Source organism: Enterobacter sp. UNJFSC 003 (assembly GCF_036903355.1).
Lineage (GTDB): Bacteria > Pseudomonadota > Gammaproteobacteria > Enterobacterales > Enterobacteriaceae > Enterobacter.
In genome coordinates, this window is record NZ_JBAKHK010000006.1 from 170,535 (window position 1) to 193,089 (window position 22,555).

A 22,555-nucleotide genomic window follows, 5' to 3' on the forward strand; every position below is an offset into this window, starting at 1 on the left:
CGTCCCGGAGAAAGGGGACAAGCCTGCCATTTTTAGCCTCTGTCGGCGATGACCTGGATCAATCGTCCTGGATGGCCTTTATCTATTTGAATAAATAATCGAGATTACTGCAATTTCATTCACGCAAGCCGTGATTACTTTTCCTTATGTTCTGATGGTTTTTTTTATTTATAGCGCCCACACTGAAAAACAGTGACTTTATGCGGGTTCACACCCTGTACTAGATTATTGTTCTGCTATAAATCTGCTATTCAGCACGCTGCATCGATAATACCGCTTTCATATAGTGAGTCAGATCACACTCCTCAGTGACATCCTAAGAGCCTTGGCGCATGTAAATATAGTTAAATATTGTTTGCATACAATCACATAAGAGCTCTTTAGCACATTTTTGTATAAATAAGATTGCCATTTGACCTGTGTACCAATTCCCGATAAGTTGGAAATCCGCTGGAAGCTTTCTGGATGAGCGGCCTGCTCATCATATTTATGCAGTAATTGAGATTCCCTCTGAAGCAAGTCCTCAAACTTGTTTACCTGCGCGAAAGGATGAAAAAGAGGGCGAATGCGAGGTACGCGTATGAAGCGCAAACCCCGTCGCCATGCTCTTTCTGTGCCTGTGCGCCACGGTAAAGTTCAGTGGGAAGCCCGACGAGCCTGGGGAGGTTCACTGATATGTTGTACGATAAATCCCTTGAGAAGGATAACTGTGGTTTCGGCCTGATCGCCCACATAGAAGGCGAACCTAGCCACAAGGTAGTGCGTACTGCTATTCACGCACTGGCCCGTATGCAGCACCGTGGCGCCATCCTTGCCGATGGTAAAACCGGCGACGGTTGCGGACTGCTGCTGCAAAAACCCGATCGTTTCTTCCGTATCGTTGCGGAAGAGCGCGGCTGGCGTTTAGCCAAAAACTACGCTGTCGGTATGCTGTTCCTGAATCAGGATCCTGAAAAAGCTGCCGCCTCACGCCGCATCGTCGAAGAAGAACTTCAACGTGAAACCCTGTCTATTGTCGGCTGGCGCGATGTGCCAACCAACGAAGGGGTGCTCGGTGAAATCGCCCTCTCCTCGCTGCCTCGCATTGAACAGATTTTCGTCAATGCCCCTGCGGGCTGGCGTCCACGTGATATGGAACGCCGTCTGTTCATCGCTCGCCGCCGCATTGAAAAACGTCTCCAGGACGATAAAGAGTTCTACGTCTGTAGCCTCTCGAACCTGGTGAACATCTATAAAGGTCTGTGTATGCCGGCTGACCTGCCGCGCTTTTACCTGGACCTGGCGGACCTGCGTCTGGAATCGGCCATTTGCCTGTTCCACCAGCGCTTCTCCACTAACACCGTTCCACGCTGGCCGCTGGCTCAGCCGTTCCGCTACCTGGCGCACAACGGCGAAATTAATACCATCACCGGCAACCGCCAGTGGGCTCGCGCCCGTACCTATAAGTTCCAGACGCCACTGATCCCCGATCTGCACGATGCCGCACCGTTCGTTAACGAAACCGGCTCTGACTCCAGCTCCATGGATAACATGCTGGAACTGCTGCTGGCTGGCGGGATGGACATCGTTCGCGCCATGCGTCTGCTCGTGCCGCCGGCCTGGCAGAACAACCCGGATATGGATCCGGAGCTGCGCGCGTTCTTCGACTTTAACTCCATGCACATGGAGCCGTGGGATGGCCCGGCGGGCATCGTCATGTCTGACGGTCGTTTTGCTGCCTGTAACCTGGACCGTAACGGCCTGCGTCCTGCGCGCTACGTCATCACCAAAGACAAGCTCATCACCTGTGCCTCTGAAGTCGGTATCTGGGATTACCAGCCTGATGAAGTGGTCGAGAAAGGCCGCGTTGGCCCGGGCGAGCTCATGGTTATCGATACTCGGGGTGGTCGTATTCTGCACTCCGCTGAAACCGATGACGATCTGAAGAGCCGTCATCCGTACAAAGAGTGGATGGAGAAAAACGTGCGTCGCCTCGTGCCGTTCGAAGATTTATCGGACGACGAAGTGGGCCGCCGCGAACTGGACGACGATACGCTTGCGAGCTTCCAGAAACAGTTTAACTACAGCGCAGAAGAACTGGATTCGGTGATCCGCGTGCTCGGTGAAAACGGTCAGGAAGCGGTTGGCTCCATGGGTGACGATACCCCATTTGCCGTGCTCTCCAGCCAGCCACGCATCATCTACGATTACTTCCGCCAGCAGTTTGCGCAGGTCACTAACCCGCCAATCGATCCGCTGCGTGAGGCCCACGTGATGTCGCTGGCCACCAGCATCGGTCGCGAGATGAACGTTTTCTGCGAGGCCGAAGGCCAGGCGCACCGTCTGACCTTTAAATCGCCAATCCTGCTGTACTCCGATTTCAAACAGCTCACCACCCTCAAAGAGGACCACTACCGCGCCGACACGCTCGACATTACGTTCGACGTGACCGAAGCAACTCTCGAAGATACGGTGAATGCGCTGTGCGACAAAGCCGAGCAGATGGTGCGTAACGGTACCGTTCTGCTAGTGCTGTCTGACCGCAATATTGCGAAGAACCGTCTGCCGGTCCCTGCGCCAATGGCGGTGGGTGCGATCCAGACGCGTCTGGTCGACAAGAGCCTGCGCTGCGACGCCAACATCATTGTTGAAACCGCCAGCGCCCGCGACCCGCACCACTTTGCCGTGCTGTTAGGCTTTGGCGCCACGGCTATCTACCCGTATCTTGCCTACGAAACGCTGGCACGCCTGGTCGATACCCGCGCCATCGATAAAGATTACCGCGCTGTGATGCTGAACTACCGTAACGGCATTAACAAAGGTCTGTACAAGATCATGTCCAAAATGGGCATTTCGACCATCGCCTCTTACCGCTGCTCGAAGCTATTTGAAGCCGTGGGTCTGCACGATGATGTGGCGAACCTGTGCTTCCAGGGCGTGGTCAGCCGCATCGGCGGCGCTGGTTTTGCTGATTTCCAGCAGGATCTGGTGAACCTGTCGAAACGCGCATGGCTGGCACGCAAGCCGCTGGATCAGGGTGGTCTGCTGAAATACGTTCACGGTGGTGAATATCACGCCTATAACCCGGACGTGGTACGCACGCTGCAGCAGGCGGTTCAGAGCGGTGAGTACAGCGAATATCAGCAGTACGCCGAGCTGGTCAACAACCGCCCGGCAGCAACGCTGCGCGATCTGCTGGCGCTGAATCCCGGAGATGACGCAGTCAGCATCGACGAGGTTGAGCCTGCGACCGATTTGTTCAAGCGTTTCGACACCGCTGCGATGTCTATCGGCGCGCTGAGTCCGGAAGCCCACGAAGCGCTGGCGGAAGCCATGAACAGCATCGGCGGCAATTCGAACTCCGGCGAAGGCGGCGAAGATCCTGCCCGTTACGGCACTAACAAAGTGTCCCGTATCAAGCAGGTGGCCTCCGGTCGCTTTGGCGTTACGCCGGCGTACCTGGTTAACGCCGACGTGATTCAGATTAAAGTCGCTCAAGGTGCAAAACCGGGCGAAGGCGGTCAGTTACCGGGAGATAAAGTCACTCCGTACATCGCCAAACTGCGCTACTCGGTGCCGGGCGTGACGCTGATCTCCCCGCCGCCGCACCACGATATTTATTCTATCGAGGACTTAGCGCAGCTGATTTTCGACCTGAAACAAGTCAACCCGAAAGCGATGATCTCCGTGAAGCTGGTTTCCGAACCGGGCGTTGGCACCATCGCAACCGGTGTGGCAAAAGCCTATGCGGATCTCATCACCATCGCCGGTTACGACGGTGGTACCGGGGCAAGCCCGCTCTCCTCCGTGAAATACGCGGGCTGTCCGTGGGAACTTGGTCTGGTGGAAACCCAGCAGGCGCTAGTGGCTAATGGTCTGCGTCACAAGATCCGTTTGCAGGTAGATGGCGGCCTGAAAACCGGCCTCGATATCATCAAAGCGGCGATTCTGGGGGCGGAAAGCTTCGGCTTCGGTACCGGCCCAATGGTTGCGCTCGGCTGTAAATACCTGCGTATTTGCCACCTGAACAACTGCGCAACCGGTGTTGCAACCCAGGACGAGAAGTTGCGTAAGAACCACTATCACGGCCTGCCGTTCAAAGTGACCAACTACTTTGACTTCATCGCCCGCGAAACCCGCGAGCTGATGGCGCAGCTGGGCGTGAAGCGTCTGGTCGACCTGATTGGCCGTACCGACCTGCTGAAAGAGCTGGACGGTTTCACCGCTAAACAGCAGAAGCTGACGCTGTCTAAACTGCTGGAAACGGCTGAGCCACACCCAGGCAAAGCGGTGTTCTGCACCGAGAAAAACCCACCATTCGACAACGGTGTGCTGAACGCCCAGCTGTTGCAGCAGGCAAAAGCATATGTGGATGACAAGCAGAGCAAAACGTTCTGGTTTGATATCCGCAACACCGACCGTTCAGTGGGCGCGTCGCTCTCCGGTTACATCGCGCAGACGCACGGTGACCAAGGTCTGGCAGCGGATCCGATTACCGCGCACTTCAGCGGTACCGCGGGTCAGAGCTTCGGCGTATGGAACGCCGGTGGCGTTGAGTTGTACCTGACCGGCGATGCCAACGACTACGTCGGTAAAGGCATGGCGGGCGGTCTGCTGGCGGTGCGTCCTCCGGTCGGCTCAGCCTTCCGCAGCCATGAAGCAAGCATCATCGGCAACACCTGTCTGTACGGTGCGACCGGCGGTCGTCTGTTTGCAGCGGGCCGCGCAGGTGAGCGTTTTGCGGTGCGTAACTCCGGCGCTATCACCGTCGTGGAAGGCATTGGCGATAACGGTTGTGAATACATGACGGGCGGGATTGTTTGCGTACTGGGTAAAACCGGCGTGAACTTCGGCGCAGGCATGACGGGCGGTTTTGCGTACGTCCTGGATGAAGACGGTGAGTTCCGCAAACGCGTGAACCCGGAACTGGTGGAAGTGCTGGACGTTGAAACCCTGGCTATCCACGAAGAACACCTGCGCGGTTTGATTACCGAACACGTGCAGCATACCGGTTCTTCGCGCGGCGAAGAGATCCTGGCGAACTGGCCAGCGTTCTCTGCGAAATTCGCGCTGGTTAAACCGAAGTCCAGCGATGTTAAAGCCCTGTTGGGTCACCGTAGTCGTAGCGCAGCAGAGCTGCGTGTGCAGGCGCAGTAAGGAATTCAGATGAGCCAGAACGTATACCAGTTTATCGACCTGCAGCGTGTTGATCCGCCAAAGAAACCGCTGAAGATCCGTAAAATTGAATTTGTTGAAATCTACGAGCCGTTTTCAGAAGGCCAGGCCAAAGCACAGGCAGACCGCTGCCTGTCCTGCGGTAACCCATACTGCGAATGGAAATGTCCGGTACACAACTATATCCCGAACTGGCTGAAGCTGGCCAATGAAGGGCGTATTTTTGAAGCCGCCGAGCTGTCTCACCAGACCAACACCCTGCCGGAAGTGTGTGGCCGCGTGTGTCCTCAGGACCGTTTGTGTGAGGGTTCCTGTACGCTTAACGACGAGTTTGGCGCAGTGACCATCGGTAACATTGAACGCTACATCAACGATAAAGCGTTCGAGATGGGCTGGCGTCCGGATATGACCGGCGTGAAGCAAACCGACAAGCGAGTGGCGATCATCGGTGCAGGCCCGGCAGGCCTGGCCTGTGCGGACGTCCTGACCCGCAACGGCGTGAAGGCGGTGGTCTTTGACCGTCATCCGGAAATCGGCGGTCTGCTGACCTTCGGTATCCCGGCCTTCAAGCTGGAAAAAGAGGTCATGACCCGCCGCCGTGAAATCTTCACCGGCATGGGTATTGAGTTCAAACTGAACGTGGAAGTGGGTCGCGACGTGCAGCTCGACGACCTGCTGAAGGATTACGACGCCGTGTTCCTGGGCGTGGGCACCTATCAGTCCATGCGCGGGGGATTGGAGAACGAAGACGCGCCAGGCGTATTTGACGCTCTGCCGTTCCTGATTGCCAATACCAAGCAGATTATGGGTTATGGCGAAACCGCCGAAGAGCCGTTTGTGAGCATGGAAGGCAAACGCGTGGTGGTGCTGGGCGGCGGTGATACCGCGATGGACTGCGTGCGGACTTCCATTCGTCAGAATGCGGCGCACGTGATTTGTGCCTATCGTCGTGACGAAGAGAACATGCCGGGTTCAAAACGCGAAGTGAAGAATGCGCGTGAAGAGGGCGTAGAGTTCCAGTTCAACATCCAGCCTCTGGGCGTTGAGGTGAATGCCAACGGTAAAGTGAGCGGCGTGAAAATGGCGCGCACAGAGATGGGGGCACCGGATGCGAAAGGCCGCCGTCGCGCAGAAATCGTCGCAGGCTCTGAGCACGTGATCCCGGCAGATGCCGTGGTGATGGCGTTTGGTTTCCGTCCTCACAACATGGAATGGCTGGCGAAGCACAGCGTGGAGCTGGATTCGCAGGGCCGCATCATTGCGCCAGAAGGCAGCGATAACGCATTCCAGACCAGTAACCCGAAAATCTTCGCCGGTGGCGATATCGTTCGCGGTTCTGACCTGGTGGTCACTGCGATTGCCGAAGGCCGTAAAGCGGCTGACGGTATTTTAAATTACCTGGAAGTGTAATAGCGGTTCTGCAATAAAAATTACGCAACGCTTAAAAAGGGTAACGGCACTGCCGTTACCCTTTTTTATATCCAACATCACGACATCTAATACTTACAGATAAACCAAGGTAATCGTTGCCTGACCATCCAGAGATGTATCATCAGTAATACCCAGGGTGGCGGTATCTTGAATTTGCAGAGCAGTCACCAGTGGGAATACCGCTGTTTTAAATGCTACCGGAGCTGTAGTTCCGCTATTTGCGGCACTGACTACAAGAAAGCTATCTGAACGTACCGCGCTTGGTGCTGCTCTCCAGGTATCTGCTGACCAGTCCTGGTTATGGCCTGTGACATCGCCAGAAACGCCGTCGATAGTGACTTTATTGTCTTTAACAAAAAGGGAATAGTTACCGATTTTCATCCCATCAGCTGTTTTACCAATACCATACAGAAAATACTTTTCACCTGTTGAAATATTGCTGCCATTGGTTTTACCGCCGGTGATGGCAATGCCTGCAACAGAATCTTTACGATCGTCAGAAACGCTCCAACCCACTTTAGTTGCAACCGTGCAGTTAATCGTCAGATTAATATCCTTCTGACCTAAGGCGTTAGTCGACGTATCGGAGAGTTCTCCAAGACGAAAAATCCCATAATCTACCACGCCACCATTGCTGAGCTCTGGTGTACAGGCGGAGTTCGTCAGGGTTCCTGTCACTTTCATGACTGCCGTCCCTGCCGCGAAAGCTGAGCTAACACACAGAGAAAGGGCTGTTGCCAGTAATACTTTTTTCATTTGTTCATCCTTAACATATGAGGGACTGCAATTATAAAAAATAATTTATGCACTATTTGTTGAGATATAAAATCCAATATCTCTATATGGCGATATAAAACCAACCCAAGCAATGCATTGACCTTAAAAATACTAACGAACATTATTATGCTCATTAACCATGATAAACCTCACAATTTAAATATGTTGTGAGACATAAAATCATAACGCTATATTTGCGTTCTTTATGTAATAGAAGTGGATAATTTTGCCTACTTTTTGAGTAGCATCCACGTCAAATCACTTTCCAGTTTGGTTTGATCCGCATTATTGCTAAAGACGCTGTCTTTGAGTACCGGAAAAATCGTCACGGTAAAGTTCATTTGCTGCCCACTGGCGACCTTACCGTTTTCTACCGCAATAATGGCTTCATTATTATTAATAAAGAGTGAAGCCCCCGTGTCACTTTCAGGCGTGAAATTAATCTGATCGCGCGTTTTACCGACGCTGTAACTTCTACCATCCAGCGTCATATTACTCACCTTAATCGCCACACCGCCATTTTGCCCAAACTGGAAGCGGCCCTTCTCACCGGCGGCGCCCTGAAGCAATGTGGCCATCTGCAGTTTATCCGGACAATACACGCTGACGTTAATTTCACGCTCTGGCATTTTGTTCCAGTTTTGTTGGGTACTCACGATGTTATCGCGACGCATCTGTTGATAAGCCACTTCAGACTGAGAAAGCGTTAATTGGCACTCTTCTGCGATTGCACTTTCAGAAACTGCTGCCACAAACAGCACGAACAACAGAGACAAACGTAAAATGTTCATCGGCATACTCCGTTCACTTCTTCATAGAAAGCGTCTTCATCTTTCTTATCTTTTAAGGTGTAACCCAGCTTACAGAGGCGCTTATTATCATCGTTAACGGCATAAAGTGCGGTTATCTGATCGGCATCGTTCAGGAACACGTGACCATCATCAACCACCGTGACGACGTAGTTTCCTTTAGCGTCCTCTACAGATAATCCTTTCGCCAGCGGCTTACCGTCCGCCTGCTTAATGCGCAGCATGACGCGACGGCTATTCAGCACCTTGAAGCTGACTTCGCTCACTGAACCGTGCGCGGCAGCGACATATTTCGTGCCGTTAGCCAGCGTCATACTTTGCGGTAGTTTATTGGCGTTAACTTCAATACGTGAGTTACGCCACTCATTCAGACCCGGCACCACAGCCTGTCCCCAGCGATCAGTCCAGACAGTCCCTTGCGGCGTCGTGATTTCTACGCCTGCTTTGGGTTCACTGAGTTTGGCAATCGCAAAGGTGTCTTTGATTGCATACGGCGAGAATGTGACGCCATCTTTGTGCATGGCAATACCACCTGTTAACGTGGCATTGTAGTTACGCTGATTATCTCCGCTGGTGCCGCCGCCAATACCCAACTGCGTGTAATGCAGGTTAGTGTTGATGTTGCCGTTAAAGCTGTTCTCTTTCGACTCCTGATCTCTGTCAGCCGAAATATAGTAATGGGTGTTTTCACTGAGCGCTCCGCTGTTCGCTACCCCATAACTGGTGCGATCCCCTTGCTTACGCATGTAGGAACTCAGGCTCTGCGAACCACCGAGCGGAATGCTCAGATTAACGTAAAAAAGATCGTCGTTCTGATCGTCATCGTTGGTGCTGCCCACTGCACTTTGCCAGTTAACGTTAACGGAGGCGTACTTGAATGTCTGTCCCCATGAAAGCAGGATGTATCGCGAATCGTCACCTTCTCCTGCGCTCTGGTTATAGCTAAACCCCGCACTAAAGGTGCCAGCCAGCGGAGTCGACCAGCGGATGTTGGTTGAATAGCTATTATCATAGCCTTCGTAATCATCATCCATGGCATCGGTCAGTTCGCGGTAGTCGCCACTGAAGTGTGCGACGCTTGCTGCTAAGCCAACATTCTCATTTAGGCTGTAATCGGTTTGGACTTCATTCTTAACTCCGCTCTTGCTTTCCCCGAACTGAGCCTTACTGGCAGCCATAGTGGTCGATATGCCCCAGTTTTCAGACACCATAAATTCAGTTCTGCCCCCTGCGGCCTGATAATCTTCAGCCACCACGCCGGAAGCGTACAGGTTCATCCACGGAAAGATTCCCCAACCATCAGAGACGTTGAATACCGTTGGATCGCTATAGTCGCTGTCGACATCCCTGACAACACCCGCAGAGATTGTCAGTCCACCTGGACGCGACAAATTTCGCGCCTTAACGGCAGAAGCAGGAATGATGTAATGGTTTGGCGATCCGTCGGACTCCACGACAGTCACATCGAGATCGACGTTACTGCGGACCATAGGGACATCGTCAAGCCTGAACGGCCCCGCGGGCACCAGGGTATTGTAAACCAGCCTTCCATTCTGACGGACTTCTACACGAGCCTGAGACGTTCGGGCAAGGCCTGCAACGCTAACGCCAGAACCCTCTTTCTGCAGGCCACGCGTCGGCATAAACTGAACCCCCGTTATGGGCACACCGTTAAGGACATCAGACATGGCATTGATCTGCCCAACCTGCATGGTCAGGCGCAGTGGGACTATCACATGCTCGGCGTAGGTATACAGGCTTTCTGCATTTCGGGTGCCATCATCGTCCGTCAATATGTAGCTGCTGCGCAGCGACCAGTCCAGGGCGTTAAAGCCCGCCTCAAGGCTCGCCTGAGAGTAGCGGCTGCTATCACTGCCGCTATATTCATTGCGCGTACTGAATAAGGAGTAGTTCAATAATCCTGCGGTCCCACCGTGCTGGAAGTTTTTGATGTCCGCCGACAGGCTGTTGATGGCCTCTTCCGGAAGATAAAGCTCAATGGCTTCCTGATTCGGTAGAGTATTCACCACCGCCTGTGGAAAGTCGCTACGAATATCGTGGCAGGTTTCGCTGGCCTTTATGGACTGAGGCATGATCCCGGCAAATTCCAGAAAGTCGTTATCGACACACAACGCACCATCTTCATTGAACCGCACAGCAGCCGCACCCCGATCGTTACCGTTGACCTTAACCGATACAGAATGGGTGCCAGGAAGGAAACGCGGTGCTTCTGCAAAATAGCGGTTTAGGTCTGCCCCAAGTCCGCGAGATTTCAAAATGTCGGTATCGAACGTAACTTCCCTCGCATGGAGAGTCGTCGCGTCAAGCAACAGCAGAGGAAGAGCGCCGTAAATCACAGCGCGCACAAAAAGTGCAAGGTGGCTTTTTTTACGCACCGCGAGAGTCCTTTATTATTTGTTCAGATCCGTTGTGAAGCTGGGTACTTCAACGCCATAGCGACTTGCAGGGAAAAATTTCACCTTGTTGTTTCCGCTGACGTTTTTCTTCATATCCACCGTCATGCTTTGTCCTGGCAAAAGATACGTTTTTGCCAACATTCCGGTGATGTTGCTCGGTTGAAGCACTACGTTTTGCGAGAGACGCACGACATATTTGCTCGGGTTTTTCACCGTCACGGAGGTTCCTGAGGAAGTCCATTCGAGATATTTCCAGGCATCTGTCACAACAGCGAGGTTCGCAGGGCGGATCAGAACGGGAATGTCCTGGCGAATATTGATGCCGATGCGGATAGTCTTGCTGTCACTTTTCGGTGGGATCCCCTCAAAGGTGACACGCTTAAAATGTTCTTTATCGAGCGGCGCGCTGCCCTGCAGCAGAAAACGCAGTTGCTGAGTCTGGCCCGGCTCCAGACGAACAACCGGTTGAGTGGTGACCAGCTTCAGCCCCTTATCGTCAGGCAGATCAATAACATCCGTATAAAGCAGAGCCGGATGGCTATCGGTATTTTTAACGTTGATGGTACCGCTGTGGGTTGCCTCATCGATGACCAATAAGCTGGTTTCCGGTACCATGCCTGCGGCGTGCACCGCAAACTGGGCCGAGAAAAGGGCTGCGGTGAAAAGGGTTTTGAAAAACGTTTCTTTAAAGCGTGACATATTACTGACTCCTTGAAGCACTACCCAACACTCCGTGTTATTGGCGCTGCTTTATAGAGAGGAGATAATTCCTCTCACCGTTAATTAAACTCACCTGCGCGATGAAAAAGCGTTACAAGTATTTCAGGCTGATGGTCAGCTGACCGTCCAGTGACGTATCGTCTGTAATGGCAAGCGCGTTGGTATCCTGAATCGCCAGAGAGGTCACCAGCGGAAAGGTAGCCGTTTCAAACGCAAGAGGCTCTACGCTACCTGGCGCAGCGACGGTAATATTGCGACTGTTTTGCCCTTCGCTCGCACCGTCAGTGTTCTTCGCCCAGGTCGTTGAGCCCGACTGTTGATAGACAGTATCAACCTGATTTCCATCGGCCAGCACGCTGTCAACCTTCACGAACATGGCATAAGAACCTATATTCACGTTACCGGCTTTGCCCACCCCATAAGTCTGGTTCGCGGTACTTTGCGATCCGCCGGTAAAGACGCCGTTGGCAACGGTCAGGTGCGCATTGGAATCGAGACGATCGTCAACCAGGTTCCACGCCACTTTCGTCGCTGCGGTACAGTTGATGGTCAAATCGATACGTTTTTGCCCGAGCTGATTGATACCTGTCGATGAAAGCTCGCCCATTCGAATAACGCCGTAATTCACCACCCCGCCATTACTAAACTCTGGGGTACAGGCCGTACTTGTAACTGTTCCTGTTATTTTCAGCACTGCCGTTTCCGCAGCAAAAACGGAACTCATGCAGAGTGATAACAGCAGGCCAATAATTACCTTTTTCATCTGTCGTTCCATAACCTATGAGTTGTTATTTTTATTCAGCGGTCGCAATGTGATGCGCTTCTGCTGAATAACAATGCTGAAAAGCACAGATGAGATAATATATAATTTATAAATACATGCAATTTAGCATTCTTAATATAGTCATTAAGATTTTCTGAATCGATAATGCACAGGTATGACTTACCCGAAAAAAAGAAGATATTATCTCAAATTCATAAAGTTAAACTATGTCTTATATTTTATACAGCGTTGACATACCGCCCCCAAAGCCAGATGCATACAGTTTATCAATATGCGTCGCGATCATTTTAAACTACAGCCAGGTAATTATTTTCGTTCGTACATAAAAAAAGAGAGTAAAATTATCTTCTACTCTCTTTGAACATATCTAATTATTAATACTGCAGAAACATTATAAATAACGCAGCGTAATTGTCGCCTGTCCATCCAGTTTAGTATCGTCAGTAATACCCAGAGTATTCGTATCCTGAATCGCTAACGTGGTCACCAGAGGGAAAGTCGCTGTTTTGAAGGCAATTGGCGTAGTTGTTCCCACTTGCGCAACCGTTCCGGAATAGACTCCGTCGGCACGTATAGAGCTACCCTTACGCCAGGTATTTTCGTTCCAACCCTGATTTTGCCCCACCACATCAACAGTCACGCCATCAGCAACAGCCTGGGTATCCTTCACATAGAGCGTATAGTTCCCAATTTTCATACCATCTGCGGTCTCACCGACGCCGAAGAAGTAATAGTTATCATAGGCTGTGATATCGGCACCGCCAGCGGTTGCATTGAGAACGGTAACATTTGCTTTGGAACTGCTACGGTCATCGCTGGCAAAAAAGGCGACTTTTGTTGCAACGGTACAGTTGATAGTAAAATCGATATTCTTTTTACCTAACTGGTTAACACTATCTGCCGACAGCTCACCCAGACGGATGTAGCCGTAATCTACGACTCCACCGCCGCTCAGTTCCGGCGTGCAGGCCGAGTTGGTGAGTGTACCCGTGACTTTCATTACAGCGGTGGACGCAGCAAATGCGGAAGAAACACAAAGAGAAAGTGCGGTTGCGAGCAAAATTTTTTTCATCTGTTAATCCTTAACGTATGATATTCGTAATGTTTTGTCCAATATTAATATTATATAATATTAATATTGAAAATTCATGCTGAGTGCATGCCGTTATAATATCAATAAGAACAATACATACAACTTAGAAAAATTAACGTTCACTTTTAGCCACTTTGAATAAATAAACAAGAACAATTCATGCGTCGTTAAATGCGTGGAAATGCATTGAATACATTTAATAGATGTATAGTTGAGTTAACTAGTTAAGAAAATCCTATCCAGTATAATAATAGTTATATACAAATAATTTATTACATCTTAATGCCGGTAAATACATTCTGAAAAAAAATATCCAGTCTGAATTTTCATTGAGACTGGATATTTAGCTGAGTTTTCAGGCCGTTATTTTACAACGCGTAACGCAGGGCGTCCTCCGCGCGGCGGTGGCGGATCGTCATCTGGGTCATTGTCGTCGTGATGGTCGGGCTTGTCACCATCGATAAGAGACATTACCGTTTCGCTTTCGCTCTCGGTTGCACCTTCATCATCATTCAGGCTGGCGACGTCTTCGTCATAAGCCGCTTCCGGCTCGAACATAGTACCCGCCCCGTTTTCACGGGCGTAAATCGCCAGCACAGCCGCCAACGGCACAGAAACCTGGCGCGGTACCCCGCCGAAACGCGCGTTAAAGCGCACTTCGTCGTTGGCCAGTTCAAGGTTACCCACCGCGCGCGGTGCAATATTCAGCACGATCTGTCCGTCACGCGCGTATTCCATGGGCACCTGAACGTCCGGCAACGTCACATCCACAACCAGGTGCGGCGTGAGCTGGTTATCCAGCAGCCATTCATAGAAGGCGCGCAGCAGATACGGACGGCGTGGTGAAAGTTGTGACATTTCCACAGTCATTAGCCTCGGCCGAGACGCATTTCACGTTCCGGTTCAGTTAAGGATGCCAGGAAGGAGTCGCGCTCAAACACGCGAGTCATATAGCCTTTCAGCTCTTTCGAACCCGGGCCGCTGAACTCAACGCCCAGCGTAGGCAGACGCCACAGCAGCGGAGCCAGGTAGCAATCCACCAGGCTGAACTCGTCGCTCAGGAAGAATGGCTTCTGACCAAATACCGGAGCAATCGCCAGCAGTTCTTCACGCAGTTGCTTACGTGCAGCATCCGCTTCAGACGAGGAACCGTTAACGATCACGTTCATCAACGTATACCAGTCTTTTTCGATACGCTGCATGTACAGGCGGCTTTCACCGCGTGCAACAGGGTAAACAGGCATCAGTGGTGGATGCGGAAAACGCTCATCCAGGTATTCCATAATGATACGGGATTCCCACAGGGTCAGCTCGCGATCCACCAGCGTTGGTACGCTTTGGCTCGGGTTGAGATCGATCAGATCCTGAGGCGGGTTATCCTTTTCCACATGCTCGATCTCAAAACTGACACCCTTCTCGGCCAGCACGATACGAACCTGATGGCTATAAATGTCAGTAGGACCAGAAAACAGCGTCATTACCGAACGTTTGTTGGCAGCGACAGCCATGAAAACCTCCAGGTATATTAAGAATTTACTGCTACCGGCCCAACGGGGCCAGCCAGATGATGTATCGCCCATCCCAGAGAAGAGACCTTGTTCAAAAAGCGAACAAAAATCGAGTATTCACTGATATTTGGGCAGAAAATTGGATGATAGTTTACCAGATTTTGATGGCTTTGTGGTGAGGGGATTCTGGAAATGTGGAAAAAGAGAAGATATATGCTTTGATGCTGTGGATAACCTGCAGATTATCCATAAAAAAAACCCGCCGAAGCGGGTTTTTCGCCAATCGTTCTGCATGAGCAGAAAAGGATTAACGTTTGGAGAACTGTGGACGACGACGTGCTTTACGCAGACCCACTTTCTTACGTTCAACCTGACGCGCGTCACGAGTAACGAAGCCAGCTTTACGCAGTTCAGAACGCAGGGATTCGTCGTACTCCATCAGAGCGCGGGTGATACCGTGACGGATCGCACCTGCCTGACCGGAGATACCACCACCTTTAACGGTGATGTACAGATCCAGTTTTTCTACCATATCAACCAGTTCCAGCGGCTGGCGAACTACCATGCGGGCAGTTTCACGACCGAAGTACTGTTCCAGAGAACGTTGGTTGATTACGATTTTACCGCTGCCCGGTTTGATGAACACGCGAGCTGCGGAACTTTTGCGGCGACCAGTGCCGTAGTATTGATTTTCAGCCATTGCCTATAATCCCGATTAGATGTCAAGAACTTGCGGTTGCTGTGCCGCGTGGTTGTGCTCGTTGCCTGCGTAAACTTTCAGTTTACGGTACATAGCACGACCCAGCGGGCCTTTTGGCAGCATGCCTTTAACCGCGATTTCAATCACACGCTCAGGACGGCGAGCAATCATCTCTTCAAAGGTCGCTTCTTTGATACCACCGATGTGACCGGTGTGATGGTAGTACACTTTGTCAGTACGCTTGTTGCCGGTAACAGCAACTTTTTCTGCGTTCAGAACGATGATGTAGTCACCAGTATCAACGTGCGGAGTGTATTCCGCTTTATGCTTACCGCGCAGGCGACGAGCCAGTTCAGTAGCCAGACGGCCCAGAGTTTTACCGGTCGCGTCAACAACATACCAGTCGCGCTGTACGGTTTCTGGTTTAGCTGTAAAAGTTTTCATTAAAAGCTTACCCAAATAATTAGTTACACGTTGGTGAACACCCAAACGTTTAGTCAGTTGAGGTTCACACGACAAAGTCCGGCAAACCTACCCCTTCGAATAGCACATGCCGACACATAGAAAGTTTCGGGAAAAAAACCTTCTCGTAACGTGGGGTCGCAAGATTATAGAGAAGTTGAGGTCAAAGATCGACCCTTAAATGTGATTCGGAGCGGGTTTTTCGGGGGGTGGGGATTGTGCGGTCTGGTCCCCTCACCCCAAACCCCTCTCCCACGGGGAGAGGGTAGCATTTATGGCATATGCTCACGCTTAAGGTACTCTTCGCTTTGCATCTCCTGCAGGCGCGACAGGCAGCGCTGGAACTCAAACTTCAACCGTTCGCCCTGATAGACTTCATATAAAGGAACCTCTGCGCTGACTACCAGCTTGACGTGTCGTTCATAAAACTCATCCACCAGCGCGATGAAGCGCCTCGCTTCACTCTCCATCAGCGGCGTCATCACCGGAACATCCAGCAGCATCACGGTATGGAACAGGCGAGAAAGCGCTATGTAGTCGTGCTGGCTGCGAGCATCCACGCAGAGCGTCGCAAAGGAGACGGCCAGCGTTTGATTCTCCACGCCAAGGGTTTGCAGCGGACGATGATTTATTTCCAACACGGGGGCGCTATCGCGTTTTGCGCCCGCCAGAGCCAACCACAGCTTATCCATCTGGCGTGTGGTTTCGTCGTTAAGCGGCGAGAGCCACAGATGCGCCTGGGTTAACGTCCGCAAGCGGTAGTCTACGCCAGCGTCAACGTTCATTATGTCGCAGTACTGCTTAATTGCATCGATAGCAGGTAGGAAGCGCGCCCGCTGGAGGCCGTTGCGATACAGTTCGTCAGGCGGAATGTTTGACGTCGCCACCAGCGTAATCCCGCGGGCAAACAGCGCTTTCATCAGACCGCCTAGCAGCATGGCATCGGTGATATCAGAAACAAAAAATTCATCAAAACAGAGTACGTCTGTCTCTGCCTTAAACCTGTCGGCCACAATCTCAAGCGGATCGCTTTTACCCTGCAATGCCGTCAGCTCTTCGTGAACCCGCAGCATAAAGCGGTGGAAATGGAGTCGCTGTTTACGCGTACCCGGCAGGCTCTGGTAGAACATATCCATCAGCCAAGTTTTACCTCGTCCGACGCCGCCCCACATATATAACCCACGTACCGGCGCATCTGTCTGCGGCTCTTTTTTTCCAAGCAACCGACCGAATGCCGCCTTCAGCCCACCGCTTTGCACCGCCTCTGCGGGTTTCGCTGTGAGCGCCTGATATATCATTTCCAATCGATTAACGGCTTCACGTTGAACATCATCCGGCTGATGTGAGCCCTCATTCAGGGCAAGTTGATAGCGCGATGCAGGGGACAGGTTTTGCATAATCTTGTTGTTATTCCTTCAATTAAAGCTCATCAGCAGGCGTGACTGATGAAAAAAAGGCCGTTCTACACTACGCGATGATACGTCAGGATTCCACTTCTGTAGAAATAGCGGTTATAGTGGCAATATCAGGCATAGGCAGGAGCCGAGCCAACACCCTACGGAACAACAAGACAACGGGAGAAGTTCATGACCTGGGAATATGCGCTAATCGGTTTAGTCGTCGGCATCATCATTGGTGCTGTGGCCATGCGTTTCGGTAATCGCAAATTGCGTCAGCAGCAGTCACTGCAATACGAACTGGAAAAGAACAAAGCCGAACTGGAAGAGTATCGCGAAGAGCTGGTCAGCCACTTTGCCCGTAGCGCCGAGCTGCTGGACAATATGGCGACCGACTACCGTCAGCTGTACCAACATATGGCGAAAAGCTCCAGCAGCCTGCTGCCGGAAATGACCGCGGAAACTAACCCGTTCCGCAACCGTCTGGCTGACTCTGAAGCCGGTAACGATCAGGCACCGGTTCAGATGCCACGCGACTATTCTGATGGCGCGTCCGGCCTACTGCGCGGTGGCGTAAAACGCGATTAATCGCACAACCTGAATTTATTTTACGGGTGCATCCCCTGCGCCCGTCCTTTCTTCCCGTCCCCAGCTATTATTTAGTCAAATACCTCATTGTTCAGCGGTTTAAAATTCAATAACATCAAGATGTTTTTGGGCCGTTCTTCTTTCATTTCCAGGATACGAGAGTCAACATCGATGAAGAAAAAAAACCAGCTGTTGAGCGCTATCGCGTTAAGTGTCGGGTTATCTCTCTCGGCGTCCTATCCGGCCGCTGCGGCACTCCCTTCCCAGGTACCGGGACAAGCCGCCATTCCAAGCCTCGCACCGATGCTGGAAAAAGTGCTGCCTGCCGTGGTCAGCGTCCAGGTGGAAGGCACTGCGCGACAAAGCCAGCGCGTGCCGGAAGAACTGAAGAAATATTTCGGGGATGAATCGCCAGACCAGCAGGCTCAGCCCTTTGAAGGTCTTGGTTCGGGCGTCATCATCGATGCGGCCAAAGGCTATATTCTGACCAACAACCACGTTATCAGCCAGGCAGATAAGATCAGCGTCCAGCTAAATGACGGGCGCGAATTTGATGCCAAACTGATTGGCGGCGATGACCAGAGCGATATTGCCTTGCTGCAGGTGCAAAACCCGAGCAATCTGACCCAAATCAAAATCGCGGACTCCGACACGCTGCGCGTCGGTGATTTTGCCGTGGCCGTTGGGAACCCGTTTGGCCTCGGTCAGACCGCCACTTCCGGCATTATCTCCGCGCTAGGACGCAGCGGGCTTAACCTTGAAGGGCTGGAGAACTTTATTCAGACCGACGCCTCGATTAACCGCGGTAACTCCGGCGGCGCGCTGCTAAACCTGAACGGCGAGCTTATCGGTATCAACACCGCCATTCTGGCGCCGGGCGGTGGCAGCATTGGGATTGGCTTTGCCATTCCGAGCAACATGGCGAAAACCCTGTCCCAGCAGTTAATTCAGTTTGGCGAAGTCAAACGTGGCCTGTTGGGCATCAAAGGGATGGAGATGAGCGCAGATATTGCCAAAGCGTTCAAACTCAACGTCCAGCGTGGCGCGTTTGTTAGCGAAGTGCTGCCGAACTCTGGCTCTGCAAAAGCGGGCATTAAATCCGGGGACGTGATTGTCAGCCTGAACGATAAACCGCTGAGCAGCTTCGCGGAGCTGCGTTCACGCATCGCCACGACCGAGCCTGGCGCTAAGGTGAAGCTCGGCCTGATTCGCGATGGCAAGCCGCTGGACGTGGACGTGACGCTCGACAAGAGCACCTCCTCTTCTGCCAGTGCAGAGCTGATTGCTCCGGCACTGCAAGGGGCAACCTTGAGCGACGGGCAGCTTAAAGACGGCACCAAAGGCATTACCATTGATACCGTCGAGAAGAGCAGTCCTGCCGCGCAGGCAGGGCTGCACCAGGAAGACGTTATCATCGGCGTGAACCGCACTCGCGTGCAATCTATCGCTGAGATGCGCAAAGTGCTGGAAAGTAAGCCGGCGGTCATTGCCCTGCAGATCATGCGCGGCAACGAGTCTATCTATATTTTATTGCGCTAGGCATTTGCGACTCCGGACATCGCCGTGGCGTGTGATGTCCGGATAACTCATGCTATGCTGCAAATCGTTCCTTTATTAACGACACGCGCATCATGCTTTTAAAGCTCTTTCGTTCCATTGCTATCGGTTTGATCGTTGCTGGCCTGCTGTTAGTGGCTATGCCGTCTTTACGTCAGTTCAATAAGCTGACGGCCCCTCAGTTTGACAGTACGGATGAAACGCCTGCTACTTATAATCAGGCGGTTCGCCGTGCCGCACCTGCCGTGGTAAACGTTTACAACCGCGGCCTTAACAGTTCGACCCATAACCAGCTTGAGATCCGTACGCTCGGCTCCGGCGTGATTATGGATGAACGTGGCTACATCATTACCAACAAACACGTGATTAACGATGCCGACCAGATCATCGTTGCCCTGCAGGATGGCCGCGTGTTTGAGGCCTTACTGGTTGGCTCTGATAGCCTGACCGATCTGGCGGTGCTGAAAATCAACGCCACGGGCGGCCTGCCAACGATCCCGATTAACCACAAGCGGACGCCGCATATCGGCGACGTCGTGCTGGCTATTGGTAACCCGTATAACCTTGGGCAAACCATCACTCAGGGGATCATCAGCGCAACCGGTCGAATCGGCCTGAATCCGTCAGGTCGGCAAAACTTCCTGCAGACCGATGCGTCGATCAACCACGGTAACTCTGGCGGCGCGCTGGTTAACTCCGTGGGCGAACTGATGGGCATCAACACCCTCTCGTTCGATAAAAGTAACGATGGCGAAACGCCGGAAGGGATTGGCTTCGCTATACCGTTCCAGCTAGCCACTAAAATTATGGATAAGCTGATCCGCGACGGACGGGTAATCCGTGGGTATATCGGTATCGGCGGTCGTGAAATTGCGCCGATGCACTCGCAGGGCGGCGGTATCGATCAGATCCAGGGCATTGTGGTTAATGAAGTCGCCCCTGGCGGCCCGGCGGCCAACGCAGGTATTCAGGTTAATGACGTCATTGTCTCGGTTAATGGCACGCCAGCCGTCTCGGCGCTTGAAACCATGGATCAGGTGGCAGAGATTCGCCCTGGCTCAATCATCCCAGTTGAAGTCATGCGTAATGATAAGAAGCTGACGATTCAAGTGACGATTCAGGAATACCCGGCCACCAACTAACAGACATAAAAAAACGGAGCGATAAGCTCCGTTTTTTTACCGGTGGAGTGCGTTTTACTTGTTAACGAACTCTTCGCCCAGCGTGATATCTTTCTTCAGCGTATCCAGCATGCCTTCCATCGCGTTCTGTTCAAACGCGCTCAGCGTGCCAATCGACTGATGTTCTTCGATACCATTTTTACCCAGCAGCAGCGGCTGAGAGAAGAAGCGCGCGTGTTCGCCGTCCCCTTCAACGTAAGCGCATTCAACAACGCCTTTCTCGCCCTGCAGAGCGCGAACCAGAGACAAACCAAAACGTGCCGCTGCCTGGCCCATAGACAGGGTTGCAGATCCGCCACCCGCCTTCGCTTCCACCACTTCGGTACCCGCGTTCTGGATACGTTTGGTGAGATCGGCCACTTCCTGCTCGGTGAAGCTTACGCCTGGGATCTGCGACAGCAGAGGCAGAATAGTAACGCCAGAGTGACCACCGATAACCGGCACTTCAACCTCTGTTGGCTGTTTGCCTTTCAGCTCGGCCACGAAGGTGTTGGAGCGGATGATATCCAACGTGGTCACGCCGAACAGTTTGTTCTTATCGTAAACACCCGCTTTCTTCAGCACTTCGGCCGCGATGGCTACGGTGGTATTTACCGGATTGGTGATGATACCGATGCAGGCTTTCGGGCAGACTTCAGCAATCTGCTGCACCAGGTTTTTGACAATACCCGCGTTGACGTTGAACAGGTCTGAACGATCCATACCCGGCTTGCGCGCCACGCCTGCGGAGATCAGCACGACGTCAGCGCCCTGCAGCGCAGGACGCGCATCTTCACCTGAGAAGCCTTTGATTTTCACAGCGGTAGGGATGTGGCTCAGGTCAACCGCCACACCTGGGGTTACCGGAGCAATATCGTACAGGGAGAGTTCTGAGCCTGAAGGCAGTTGGGTTTTCAGTAGTAGGGCAAGCGCCTGGCCGATACCACCAGCAGCGCCGAGGACTGCGACTTTCATCCTAAACTCCTTATTATGGTTAACTTTAAGTATCTTTAACTCCGTTGCGGCGACGATAATTCAGCAAGTAAATAATTACAATTTTCGTAGCTAAAGAATTTGAGGTCACGCGCTTTTCTCTGTTGTCAGAAAGCTATCCCACACCAGACGGCAACGAAATAAGAGGTGGTTACAATACACCTTGCCCCGCCACCAAAACAACATCATTTTGATAACATTTAATTTACTTTTTGGCTTATTTTCGCGGCGTGACCCAGGCATGTTTTCCGATAACGAAATCTGATAAAATCACTCCCTTTCATAACATTATTTCAGCCTACCATTCGGTAGAGAATTTGCATAAAAATTCATCCACGTGCATAATAATGTTGTTTCTATCGTCATATTCCGGGTGACTTATGCGAAGTTCGTCTAAGCAAGAAGAATTAGTAAAGGCCTTTAAGGCGCTACTCAAAGAAGAGAAATTCAGTTCTCAGGGAGAAATTGTTCAGGCGCTGCAGGAACAGGGCTTCGATAACATTAACCAGTCGAAAGTCTCCCGCATGTTAACCAAATTTGGCGCGGTGCGTACGCGTAACGCTAAAATGGAGATGGTCTATTGCCTGCCAGCAGAACTTGGCGTGCCGACCACTACCAGCCCGCTCAAGAATCTGGTTCTCGATATCGATTACAACGACGCCGTTGTGGTGATTCGCACAAGCCCCGGTGCCGCGCAGCTGATTGCACGCATGCTGGACTCGGTGGGTAAAACGGAGGGTATCCTCGGGACTATCGCCGGCGATGACACCATCTTTACCATCCCGGCTAGCGGTTTCTCCGTTAAAGATCTCCACGAAGCGATTCTGGTTCTGTTCGAACAGGAACTGTAATCCTCTGTCCCCGTAGCGCCGCTGCGGGGATTGTTCTGCTCCTGCCAGGTTTTCCCCCACCTTTCTACTGCCATAAATTTAACAAATAGTGCTTTTTACCACTCATTAACATTCACTTGGTGAATACTAAACTAAAAAATCGCACGAAAAATCA

General features: G+C 52.0%; 18 protein-coding genes. 6 read left to right on the forward strand and 12 right to left on the reverse strand.

Annotation, left to right across the window (positions count from 1 at the left end; genetic code table 11):
* Positions 1–675: 675 nt before the first annotated feature.
* Together gltB and gltD are read left to right on the forward strand one after the other, a co-directional pair.
* Entirely contained in the window at positions 676–5,136 is a 4,461-nt protein-coding gene (gene gltB, locus V5P19_RS15880) for a glutamate synthase large subunit (RefSeq protein ID WP_334404929.1), read from the forward strand.
* A 9-nt stretch (positions 5,137–5,145) separates the two neighbouring features.
* A complete protein-coding gene (gene gltD / locus V5P19_RS15885) occupies positions 5,146–6,564 on the forward strand; it encodes a glutamate synthase subunit GltD (protein ID WP_334404931.1) in 1,419 nt (472 codons plus the stop codon).
* 93 nt (positions 6,565–6,657) lie between these two features.
* Here gltD and V5P19_RS15890 read toward each other — a convergent pair whose 3' ends face one another.
* The 11 genes from V5P19_RS15890 to zapE form a co-directional block, all read right to left on the reverse strand.
* A complete protein-coding gene (locus V5P19_RS15890) occupies positions 6,658–7,341 on the reverse strand; it encodes a DUF1120 domain-containing protein (protein WP_334404933.1) in 684 nt (227 codons plus the stop codon).
* A gap of 251 nt (positions 7,342–7,592) precedes the next feature.
* A complete protein-coding gene (locus tag V5P19_RS15895) occupies positions 7,593–8,153 on the reverse strand; it encodes a hypothetical protein (RefSeq protein ID WP_334404935.1) in 561 nt (186 codons plus the stop codon).
* Entirely contained in the window at positions 8,150–10,567 is a 2,418-nt protein-coding gene (locus V5P19_RS15900) for a fimbrial biogenesis outer membrane usher protein (RefSeq protein WP_334404937.1), read from the reverse strand. Before V5P19_RS15900 ends, V5P19_RS15895 begins: the two co-directional genes overlap by 4 nt.
* A 15-nt stretch (positions 10,568–10,582) precedes the next feature.
* On the reverse strand, positions 10,583–11,287 hold the full coding sequence (locus V5P19_RS15905) for a fimbria/pilus chaperone family protein (RefSeq protein WP_334404939.1): 705 nt from the start codon (positions 11,285–11,287) through the stop codon (positions 10,583–10,585).
* A gap of 112 nt (positions 11,288–11,399) precedes the next feature.
* Positions 11,400–12,071 (reverse strand): DUF1120 domain-containing protein, encoded by a 672-nt coding sequence (locus tag V5P19_RS15910; RefSeq protein ID WP_334404941.1) that lies wholly within the window; start codon positions 12,069–12,071, stop codon positions 11,400–11,402.
* Positions 12,072–12,483: 412 nt separating this feature from the next.
* The gene (locus tag V5P19_RS15915) at positions 12,484–13,164 is read right to left on the reverse strand and encodes a DUF1120 domain-containing protein (RefSeq protein WP_334404943.1); all 681 of its coding nucleotides are present in this window, start codon (positions 13,162–13,164) and stop codon (positions 12,484–12,486) included.
* A gap of 384 nt (positions 13,165–13,548) precedes the next feature.
* The gene (sspB, locus tag V5P19_RS15920; RefSeq protein WP_334404945.1) at positions 13,549–14,049 is read right to left on the reverse strand and encodes a ClpXP protease specificity-enhancing factor; all 501 of its coding nucleotides are present in this window, start codon (positions 14,047–14,049) and stop codon (positions 13,549–13,551) included.
* A 5-nt stretch (positions 14,050–14,054) separates the two neighbouring features.
* Entirely contained in the window at positions 14,055–14,693 is a 639-nt protein-coding gene (gene sspA / locus V5P19_RS15925) for a stringent starvation protein SspA (RefSeq protein ID WP_182062704.1), read from the reverse strand.
* Positions 14,694–15,000: 307 nt separating this feature from the next.
* Entirely contained in the window at positions 15,001–15,393 is a 393-nt protein-coding gene (gene rpsI, locus V5P19_RS15930) for a 30S ribosomal protein S9 (protein WP_003860436.1), read from the reverse strand.
* A 15-nt stretch (positions 15,394–15,408) separates the two neighbouring features.
* Positions 15,409–15,837 (reverse strand): 50S ribosomal protein L13, encoded by a 429-nt coding sequence (gene rplM / locus V5P19_RS15935; RefSeq protein ID WP_334404951.1) that lies wholly within the window; start codon positions 15,835–15,837, stop codon positions 15,409–15,411.
* Between the two features lie 290 nt (positions 15,838–16,127).
* Positions 16,128–17,252, reverse strand: a complete 1,125-nt coding sequence (zapE, locus tag V5P19_RS15940; protein WP_334404953.1) for a cell division protein ZapE — start codon at positions 17,250–17,252, stop codon at positions 16,128–16,130.
* A gap of 189 nt (positions 17,253–17,441) precedes the next feature.
* Here zapE and zapG point away from each other — a divergent pair, with 189 nt between their 5' ends.
* The 3 genes from zapG to degS all read left to right on the forward strand — a co-directional run bounded on the left by zapG (position 17,442) and on the right by degS (position 20,539).
* Complete coding sequence (gene zapG, locus V5P19_RS15945; protein ID WP_003860432.1) at positions 17,442–17,840, forward strand: Z-ring associated protein ZapG; 399 nt, start codon at positions 17,442–17,444, stop codon at positions 17,838–17,840.
* A 171-nt stretch (positions 17,841–18,011) separates the two neighbouring features.
* Complete coding sequence (gene degQ, locus V5P19_RS15950) at positions 18,012–19,379, forward strand: serine endoprotease DegQ (protein ID WP_334404955.1); 1,368 nt, start codon at positions 18,012–18,014, stop codon at positions 19,377–19,379.
* Between the two features lie 92 nt (positions 19,380–19,471).
* Positions 19,472–20,539: an outer membrane-stress sensor serine endopeptidase DegS gene (degS, locus tag V5P19_RS15955; protein ID WP_334404957.1), complete on the forward strand. Its 1,068-nt coding sequence runs from the start codon at positions 19,472–19,474 to the stop codon at positions 20,537–20,539.
* Between the two features lie 54 nt (positions 20,540–20,593).
* Here the strand turns inward: degS and mdh are convergent, their stop codons facing one another.
* Positions 20,594–21,532, reverse strand: a complete 939-nt coding sequence (mdh, locus tag V5P19_RS15960) for a malate dehydrogenase (protein WP_334404959.1) — start codon at positions 21,530–21,532, stop codon at positions 20,594–20,596.
* A gap of 398 nt (positions 21,533–21,930) precedes the next feature.
* On the opposite strand from mdh, the gene argR reads away from it, so the two are divergent.
* A complete protein-coding gene (gene argR, locus V5P19_RS15965; RefSeq protein ID WP_334404961.1) occupies positions 21,931–22,401 on the forward strand; it encodes a transcriptional regulator ArgR in 471 nt (156 codons plus the stop codon).
* Positions 22,402–22,555: the final 154 nt, after the last annotated feature.